Annotated in this window: 7 protein-coding genes; all 7 read right to left on the bottom strand. The window is 74.9% G+C overall.

Annotated features, from left to right (window positions below):
- Positions 1-6 precede the first annotated feature (6 nt).
- Entirely contained in the window at positions 7-1107 is a 1101-nt protein-coding gene (locus tag ACFULQ_RS47675; RefSeq protein WP_383557711.1) for a GNAT family N-acetyltransferase, read from the bottom strand.
- Positions 1104-1769, bottom strand: coding sequence for a lipopolysaccharide biosynthesis protein (locus ACFULQ_RS47670; protein WP_383557708.1), 666 nt, complete (start codon positions 1767-1769; stop codon positions 1104-1106). Before ACFULQ_RS47670 ends, ACFULQ_RS47675 begins: the two co-directional genes overlap by 4 nt.
- A complete protein-coding gene (locus ACFULQ_RS47665) occupies positions 1766-2920 on the bottom strand; it encodes a glycosyltransferase (RefSeq protein ID WP_383557706.1) in 1155 nt (384 codons plus the stop codon). The genes ACFULQ_RS47670 and ACFULQ_RS47665 overlap by 4 nt, the downstream gene beginning before the upstream one ends.
- A 1-nt stretch (position 2921) precedes the next feature.
- Positions 2922-3638, bottom strand: a complete 717-nt coding sequence (locus ACFULQ_RS47660; protein ID WP_383557703.1) for a polysaccharide deacetylase family protein — start codon at positions 3636-3638, stop codon at positions 2922-2924.
- Positions 3622-5679, bottom strand: a complete 2058-nt coding sequence (locus ACFULQ_RS47655) for a lipid II flippase MurJ (RefSeq protein ID WP_383557700.1) — start codon at positions 5677-5679, stop codon at positions 3622-3624. Before ACFULQ_RS47655 ends, ACFULQ_RS47660 begins: the two co-directional genes overlap by 17 nt.
- Positions 5676-7061: an O-antigen ligase family protein gene (locus ACFULQ_RS47650; protein ID WP_383557697.1), complete on the bottom strand. Its 1386-nt coding sequence runs from the start codon at positions 7059-7061 to the stop codon at positions 5676-5678. Before ACFULQ_RS47650 ends, ACFULQ_RS47655 begins: the two co-directional genes overlap by 4 nt.
- 6 nt (positions 7062-7067) lie before the next feature.
- Positions 7068-8208 (bottom strand): exopolysaccharide biosynthesis polyprenyl glycosylphosphotransferase (locus ACFULQ_RS47645; protein ID WP_383557694.1); only part of this gene is annotated, 1141 nt, incomplete at its 5' end.

Genomic DNA, 8208 nt, shown 5'->3' with positions numbered 1-8208 from the left:
GCCCCCTCAGGACCTGCCGCCACCGGCACGCTCCCTCCACCCCTTCCAGCGCAGCAGCAGTTCCTTGCCCCGCCGCCGCGCGGCCACGTCGCACAGGGCCGCGGCCAGCAGCGGGGCCGTGTGCGTCCGCGCCAGCAACAGCCGCTGGTTGACGACCGGTTCCGGCCGCCAGTGCTGCTTGTACGGCTCGTTGCCGCGCAGCAGGCTCAGCGTGCCGCGCGCGTGTTCACTGCAGGCGTCGAGCAGCATCACTGCCACGTCCGCCTTGCGCTCCCGCAGCCGCGGATGCGCCCCGTACAGATAGCCGCCGGCCAGCCGCCGCGACAGCAGCGTCAGGTCCACGGCCACCACGTCGTCGTCCAGCCGGAACTCGGTGACCACCGCGTCCCCGGAGCGCACCATCGGCCCGACCGAGCGCACCAGGTGGTCGCAGAACCGCGGCCGCAGATGCTCCGACGTCACCTTCCGTCCCTGCCACTGGAGCTGGTGCAGCTCGATGAGCCGCCGCAGCGCCGAGTCCACCTCGTCCGGGCGTACGACCTGCCGCTGGACCCCGAGCGAGGTCAGCTTGCGCAGCTTGGCGCGCACCCGCTGCTGGGCCTTCGTGGACGGCAGCCGGGCCACCAGCTCGTCCATCGGCACGGCGGGCAGCTCCAGGCACACCGAGTCACCGACCCGCCGCCGGGGCCCGCTCCAGTGGTCGTAGATCCGCTCGGCCGCGCCGCCCGGGCGCACCTCGCGGAAGTCGACCAGCGCGGTGCGGGCCGCCCGGGCCAGGCCCTCGGTGAGCGCGGCCACCACCTCCTCGCCCCGCCCGTCGTCCAGCAGGACGTCCCCGTAGTCGGAGATCGCCCCGCCCAGCGGTACCAGGGACGGCACCGGCCGGCCCACCCGCATCAGCGGGGCGACGGCGACCAGTTCGCCCTCGTGCCGGACCAGGACCAGCCTGAGGCGCCCGGGTCTGCCGTACGACAGCCACCAGGAGTGCAGCCAGGCGTGGCTCTGGAACGGGGTCGCGGACTCGCAGCGGCGGTACAACCCGTCCCACTCGGGGCCGAGTTCGGCGAAGGCCCGCTCGTCGGTGACGAGGTGGGTCGTGTACGTCACAGCTGTCCGTGGGCTTCGGCGGCCACGGCGGGGGCCGGCACCGACGCCGGGTGCCCCTGGTCCCGGCCGGACCCGGAGCGCCGGGGCCGGGCCAGCAGCACCAGGCCGCCGAGCAGCCCGCCCGCGCTCGCGCCGACCAGACCGGTCACCGCGGGGGAGGCGGAGGACGGCTCGGTGGGCTCGGTGGCGCGGGCGAACTGCTGGAGCTGGACGTTGGTGGCGCCCTTGGTGTCGTTGGCGTGCCGCGTCAGGGCGCGGGAGACCGCGTTGGCCATGTCGGCGGCCAGGTCCGGGCGGGCGGAGGTGGCCGTGATGGAGACCATCGGGGCGTCGGGCGAAGTCGCCGTCTGGACACTGGACTTGAGCGTCCGCACCGGCACTCCGGCCCACACCTGGGCGTCCCCGAGCACCGCGACCTGCGTGGCGACCCGGCCGTAGGCCTGCGCGAAGCCGAGCGCGGACGCCGAGTCGGACTTCTCGGTCGGTACGGCGACGACATACGCCGTGGCCGTGTACGCGGGCGGCTTCGCGAGGCCGTAGACCCCGCCGAGCAGTCCGCCCGCGAGGGCGCCGGCCGCGATCAGGGACCACGCCGGGAGGGCCTTGGCGCGGGCGAGCGGGGAGGGACGGCGTGCGCCGGTGGGAAGGTCGGTGGCGGTCATGAGGAACTTGCTCCCTGGGATGACGGGGACACGGAACGAGCGGCCACGGCGGCCGCGTAGACGTCCATCAGCTGGGCGGCACTGCGGGTGATGCTGTAGTGGTGGGCGGCTCCGGGCGCGGTGCGCGGGCCGGTGTCGTGCGCGCGGGTGGAGGCCATCGCACGGGCGAACGCGGTGGTGTCGCAGGCGACCTGGCGGGCCGCGCCGGTGATCTCGGGCGGCAGGTCCTCGATCGCCGGGCAGGAGGCATAGAGCACGGGCAGCCCGGCCGCCAGCGCCTCGATGGCTGCGAGCCCGAAGGCCTCCTCGGGGCAGGGGGAGACCAGCAGGTCCATCGCCGAGGTGAGGGAGGGCAGGTCGGGGCCCGGGGAGCCGTCCGGGACGTAGGGCCGTTCGCCGGTGAACAGGACCCGGTCGGCGACGCCCGCCTGGTGCGCGGTGCGCCTGAGGTGGTGCTCCTCGGGGCCGCCGCCGACCAGCACCAGCCGGCAGATCTCGGGGAGCTGGGCGAGGGCGCGGATCACGACGTCGAAGCGCTTGCCCGGGTGCAGGCGCCCGATGCCCCCGATGACGTACGCCGTCTCGGGCAGCCCCAGCCGCCGCCGGGTGCGCAGCCGGCGTGCCGGGTCGAAGCGGAAGCGGTCCAGGTCGATGCCGTTCGGCACGACCGCGATGCGCGGCGCGGGCACGCCCCAGCGCCGGAGCCGGGCGGCGACCGTGGGGGAGACGGCGACCGTGGCCCGGCCCAGGCGCTCGCTGGCCAGGTAGAGACCGCGCACCCCCCTGGTGAGCCTGCGGCCCTCCATCTGCGAGTCGCCGAGGGAGTGTTCGGTGGCCACGATCGCCCGCACCCCGGCGAGCCGCGCCGCGAGCCGCCCGTAGACGCAGGCCCGGTAGAGGTGGGTGTGCACGAGGTCGTAGCCGCCGGACCGGATGTGCCGCACCAGCCGGGGCAGCGCCCCGAGGTCCCGGTTCCCGGCCATGCCGAGGTGGGTCACCCGCACGCCGTCGGCGACCAGCCCGTCCGCGACCGCGCCCGGGTTGGTCAGCGTGACGACCTCGCAGTCGACCGGCAGATGCCTGAGCAGCAGCCGCAGTTGCTGCTCGGCACCGCCCACCCCGAGACCGGTGATGACATGGAGGGCCCGCACCTCAGATCCCCTCGACGGGACGGCGGCGCAGCCGGTGCAGCCGGTACTTGAGGAACAGGCGTACGGCGGTGTCGTGCTGTCCGATGTGGACGCGGGGCAGCGCGAGGGGGCCGTTGAAACCGCCGGGGTCGATGGCGCAGGCGTAGGAGTACCCGGCGTCCCGGACGGCGTCCACCGTGCGCCGGTCGAGCGTGCCGTACGGGTAGCAGAAGCCGGCGACGGGGGTGCCGGTCAGGTCCTCCAGCACGGCCCGGCTCTCGACGACCTCCGACTTGAGCGTGACGTCGTCCGCCCGGGTCAGGTCCCTGTGGGTCAGCCCGTGCGAGCCGATCTCGACGCCGGCTTCGGCGGCCTCGCGGATGCCGTCGGCGGTGAGCAGGGGCTTGCGCGGACCGAGCGGGTCCCAGGCGTTGTCGCCGCCGGGTCTGCCGGGCAGCACGAAGAGGGTGGCGCCGAAGCCGTGGCTCGTGAGGACCGGCAGGGCGTGGTCGAGGAAGTCGGCGTAGCCGTCGTCGAAGGTGAGGCCGACCAGGCCCGCGCGGGTGGGCGCGGCCAGGAGCGCGGACACGGAGACGCCCCGCAGACCGCGGCGGCGCAGCCAGGACAGCTGGCGGTCGAGGCGGTCGGGGGTGACGGTGACGCGGTAGGGGTCCTCGGAGCAGTCGCCCACCGAGTGGTACATCGCGATCCACGGAGTGGATTCAGTGGCTGCGGCCATGAGTGAGCCTTCGTGTGACGGAGCGGACGGACTGGAGTACCGGTGCGAGACCCTGGGAGCCCAGGGCCCGGGCGAGCAGGCAGAACACGGTGAGCACGGTCGCGGCGCCGGCGGCCAGGCCGGTCAGGGGGTCGTCGAGGCGGCTCGCCACGAAGGCGCCGGCCAGGGTCGCGACCACCGCCGCCCGTACCGGCCTGCTCAGCTCGGCGAGCACCTGCCGGGTGCGGACGGGGACGCTGCGGCGGCGCATCCCGGCGAGCAGCAGGGCGGCGGTGACGGTGATGCCGGCGGCGTTGGCGGCGGCGATGCCGAGGACGCCCCAGGGGCCGACCGTCAGGGCGCCGACCCAGGAGGTCACCACGACCCCGGCGACCATCGCGGAGACCGGGTACCAGGTGGGGCGGCCCGCCGAGAAGTAGGAGCGGACCAGGGCGCCGGTCACGGTCTGGCCGAGCAGCCCGAGCGCGTACACCCGCATGACGTCCGCGGTGGCCGCCGTGTCCCGGCCGGTGAACGCGCCCCGCTGGAAGAGGAGTTCGATGATCTGCGGGGCGCAAGCGATCACGGTGGCGGCGCCCAGCAGCACCACGCAGGCCGCGAGCGCCAGGTCCCGCTCCACCCGGCCGCGGGCCCGCTCCACGTCTCCGTCGGCGAGGGCGCGGGCGACCACCGGGAAGGTCACCGTGCACAGCATCAGCGAGAGGGTCATGGGGATCTGGGCGACCTTCTGCGCGTAGTTCAGGTGCGAGATGGCGCCGGCCGGGAGCGTGGAGGCGAGGAACCGCTCGATGAGGATCTGGGACTGCCGGCACAGCGCGAAGAGCAGCACGGTCGCGACGAGGGCGACGGTCACGGCACGCTGCTCGTCGGGCTCGACGGGCGCCTGGCGTTCGACCTTCCTGCGGCGCAACTGCCTTACGAAGGAGGGAAGTTGGATCAGCGCCATCAACCCGCTGCCGACCGCGACCCCGATCGCAGCCGAGCGCACGCCCCAGTCCCCGCCGAGGACGAACATCGCCGTGATGATGCCGGTGTTGTACGCCACGTAGATCGCCGCGGCGGCCACGAAACGGCGGTGGGCGCGCAGGGCCGCGCTGAAGTAACCGGTGAGCCCGAAGCCCAGCACGCACAGCGCGGTCAGCCGGGTGCACTCGACGGCCAGGGCGGGGTCGGGCAGGCCGGGGGCGAGGGCCTCGACCAGGTAGGGGGCGGTGCCGGCGATCAGCGCGGACACGGCGACGAAGGCGAGGCAGAGGCGGGGCAGGGTCGACGCGACCAGGGCGCGGACCGGATCGCCGGGGGCACCCTGCGCCCGCCGTGCCAGCGCCAGGCTGAACGCCGGGATCAGCGCGAACGCCAGCCCGTCCTCGATCAGCAGCGTCGACGCGAACTCCGGCACGGTCCAGGCGACCAGGAACGCGTCGGTCTCACTCCCGGCCCCGAACAACCGCGCCAACGCCTGATCCCGCACCAGCCCGAGGACGGCACCGGCGATGGAGAGCAGGGCGGTGACGAGGGTGGCTTTGGCGAGGAAGCGGCGGGAGACGGGGGCGAGTTCGGTGTCGGCGGGGCGGGCGGTGGGGCGCTCGGCGGGGCGGGCTGGGGGACGCGCCGGGGGGCCGGCTGGGGAAGCGGTGGTGGCCGGGGTGGACAGCTGGGCGGTACCGGCTCCTCGGGTGGTGGCGTCGGCCGGTGTGCGAGAAGTGGCGGACGTGTCGCGAGCGGTGGCGTGGGTCGAGCCGTGGGGGGTCGTCTGTGCGGGTGGCCGGGTGCCGGCCGGGCCGTGGACCGTTCCGTAGGCCGAGGTGGTGAAGCCGTTCGCGGGGCCGTTCGGCGGGGCGCTCTCCCGAGCGGACGCGACCGTGGACGCGGGGGCGGGACCCGTGGCCGTACGGCTGCTCGCCGGCGTCCCCGGCGTCCTCGGCGTCCCTGGCGTCCCCGGCGTTCCCGGCCCCCCTGGCGTCCTCGGCGCCCCTGGCGCCCCTGGCGTCCCCGACGCGGCCCGCGGTTCCCGGGGTGCCCGCGGGCCCGTCACCCTCATCGTGTCGCGGCCTTTCCGGCCGGTTCGCGTACCGGGGCCGTCCGCCCGGGCGGGGGCTCGGTGCCGTGCGAGGCCAGTGCCCACCACGCCGCCAGGCCGAAGCACACCGCCGTCAGCACCGTCGAGGGGCCGCCGATGTCGGCGTACGCGAAGTCGGTCAACTGCCAGACCAGCAGCCCGCAGGCGACCAGCGCGCAGTCGAGGCCGGAGCCCGCCCGGCGGACCCGCAGCAGCCGCCGCAGACCGCACACCAGCAGCGCCAGCCAGCCGCCCGCGAGGGCCAGCAGCCCGATCAGGCCCTGCTCGGCCAGGATCAGCAGGTACATGTTGTGCGGGGACAACAGCGGCTGCCGCACGAACCCGGTGCCCGCCCCCTCCGTGTCGCTGCCCGCGGACAGCGCCAGCGAGGCGTGCGCGTCCCGGTGTTCCGGGAAGCCCTTCAACCCCACGCCGACCAGTGGGTGTTCGCGCCACATCCCGACCGCCGCCGCCCACATGGTGTACCGGTCGGTGACGGACTGGTCCGGCGCGTCGGTGACCTGCGTGATGCTGTCGACGCGCTCCTGGAGCATCGCCGAGCCGACCCCGAAGCCACCGACGAGGATCACTCCGAGGGCGGCCACCACGGCCCCCACCCTCAACGCCCGCCGCAGACCGGCCAGCAGCAGCTGCACGACGATCGTGACCACCGTGGCGATCCACGCGCCCCGGCTGAACGACAACGCCAGCGGCACCAGCAGCGCGAGCGCACAGCACGCGGCAACAGCCCCTTGCCGTACGGAAGTCCGCCCCAGCGCCAGCCCCACCGCGCACACCAGCCCGAAGGACACGACGGTCGCCATGCCCATCACGTCCTGCGCCCCGAAGGTGCCGACCGCCCGGATCTCCTCGCCCTGGTAGGAGGCACCGGTCCCGGTCAGGAACTGGTGCACCCCGATCGCCCCCTGCCACCCCGCGAGCCCCACGAACCCCCAGGCCAGCAGCCGGAAGTCGGCCCGGCCGCGGATCAGCAGCAGCACGGCCGCCGGGACCAGCACGAAGATCTGGAGGTAACGGCCGAGGCCGCCGAGCCCGGCGCCGGGGGAGGAGGCCCCGGTCGCGGCCACGGCGAGCCCGATCACCGGCAGCCCCAGCAGCACCACGGCCGTCCGCGACAAGGGGCGCCGGCGCTCCCGTACGAGACGCAGCGCGCAGTACAGCACCACCAGCGCGGAGACCGCGTCGGCGGGACCCGCACCGCCGTCGCCGCCGGGGCCCAGGGGCAGCGCGAGGAGGACGATGACGGCCAACACCGGTAGGACCGGGGGCAGTTCACGGAGGCGGGTGAGAAGCGGGGGGCGGGTCAGGAGCGGCTCGGCCCCGGCCGGGGACACGTGGGTCATGGCCGCTCAGCTCCCCGTGGGACGCACGAGGGAGGCCGCGGTGCGCAGCAGGATGCAGATGTCCTGCCACAGCGACCAGTTGTCGATGTAGGCGTTGTCGAAGCGGGCCCGGTCCTCGATGGAGGTGTCGCCGCGCAACCCGTTGACCTGGGCGAGCCCGGTGATACCGGTCCGCATCCGGTGCCGGGCCGCGTAACCCGGGTAGGTCTGGCTGAACTTCGCGACGAAGTACGGGCGTTCGGGTCGCGGTCCGACCAGGCTCATGTCGCCCCACAGCACGTTCCACAGCTGGAGCAGCTCGTCCAGCGAGGTCTGGCGCAGGAAGCGGCAGAACCACGACATCCGGATCTCGTTCGCCACGCTCCACCGGGTCGCGGACTCGTGCTCGTCGACCGGGCGGTGGGTGCGGAACTTCAGTAGCGTGAACGGCTTGCCGTCCTTGCCGATGCGCTCCTGCCGGAACACCACCCCGGGCCCGTCGGTCAGCCTCAGCACCACCGCGCACACCAGCAGCAGCGGGCTGACCAGCAGCAGCAGGCTCCCGGACACGGCCACGTCCAGCAGCCGCTTGCCGGCGCTGCCGCGCCGCCGTCCGCCCATGTCCAGGCGGCGGCAGGGGAATCCGGCGAGCTGGTGGCGCGTCTCGTACGACGGCGAGTCCGCGTCCACCTCCCACACCGAGCAGCCCGACTCCGCGAGCGCCCGCAGCAGCGGCCCCTGTTCGGACCGTACGGAGGGATGGACGGTCAGGACGTCCCGTACGCCGTTCTGGATGAGGGCGCGCTGGACCTCCTCACCGGTCGTCAGCACCGGAAGGCCGTCCCCGCTGTCGGGCTGGTCGGCCACGATGCCCACCGGCCGCACCCCGCACCGCGGATGGCGCTGCACGGCGGCCGCCACCCGCTGGGCGGTGCCCGCCGGGCCGACCACGAGGGCGGCGCGCGGCCGGGCGAGGCGGGCGGTGCGGCGCCGCCAGTGCACGGCGCCGCGGCCCGCGCAGGCGACCGCCGACTGGATCAGGAAGCCCGCGGTGAGCGTGCCGGCGCCGAGGGCGAGGGCCGGGTCGTAGGCCGCGACGAGCGCCGCGACCGCGAGCCACGCCACCGCGATCCGGCCGCACACGGTGGGCAGTTCGTCGAGGATGCCC

The sequence above is a fragment of the Streptomyces sp. NPDC057253 genome, assembly GCF_042669125.1.
GTDB lineage: Bacteria > Actinomycetota > Actinomycetes > Streptomycetales > Streptomycetaceae > Streptomyces.
Note: the sequence above shows the minus strand (reverse complement) of the source record. Positions and strands in the feature narration are given on the sequence as shown.

Excerpts from the sequence above, each read along its gene's own strand:
- ACFULQ_RS47670 (WP_383557708.1), bottom strand. The coding sequence starts at position 1,769 with ATGACCGCCACCGACCTTCCCACCGGCGCACGCCGTCCCTCCCCGCTC.
- ACFULQ_RS47660 (WP_383557703.1), bottom strand. The coding sequence starts at position 3,638 with ATGGCCGCAGCCACTGAATCCACTCCGTGGATCGCGATGTACCACTCG.
- ACFULQ_RS47655 (WP_383557700.1), bottom strand. The coding sequence starts at position 5,679 with ATGAGGGTGACGGGCCCGCGGGCACCCCGGGAACCGCGGGCCGCGTCG.
- ACFULQ_RS47650 (WP_383557697.1), bottom strand. The coding sequence starts at position 7,061 with ATGACCCACGTGTCCCCGGCCGGGGCCGAGCCGCTCCTGACCCGCCCC.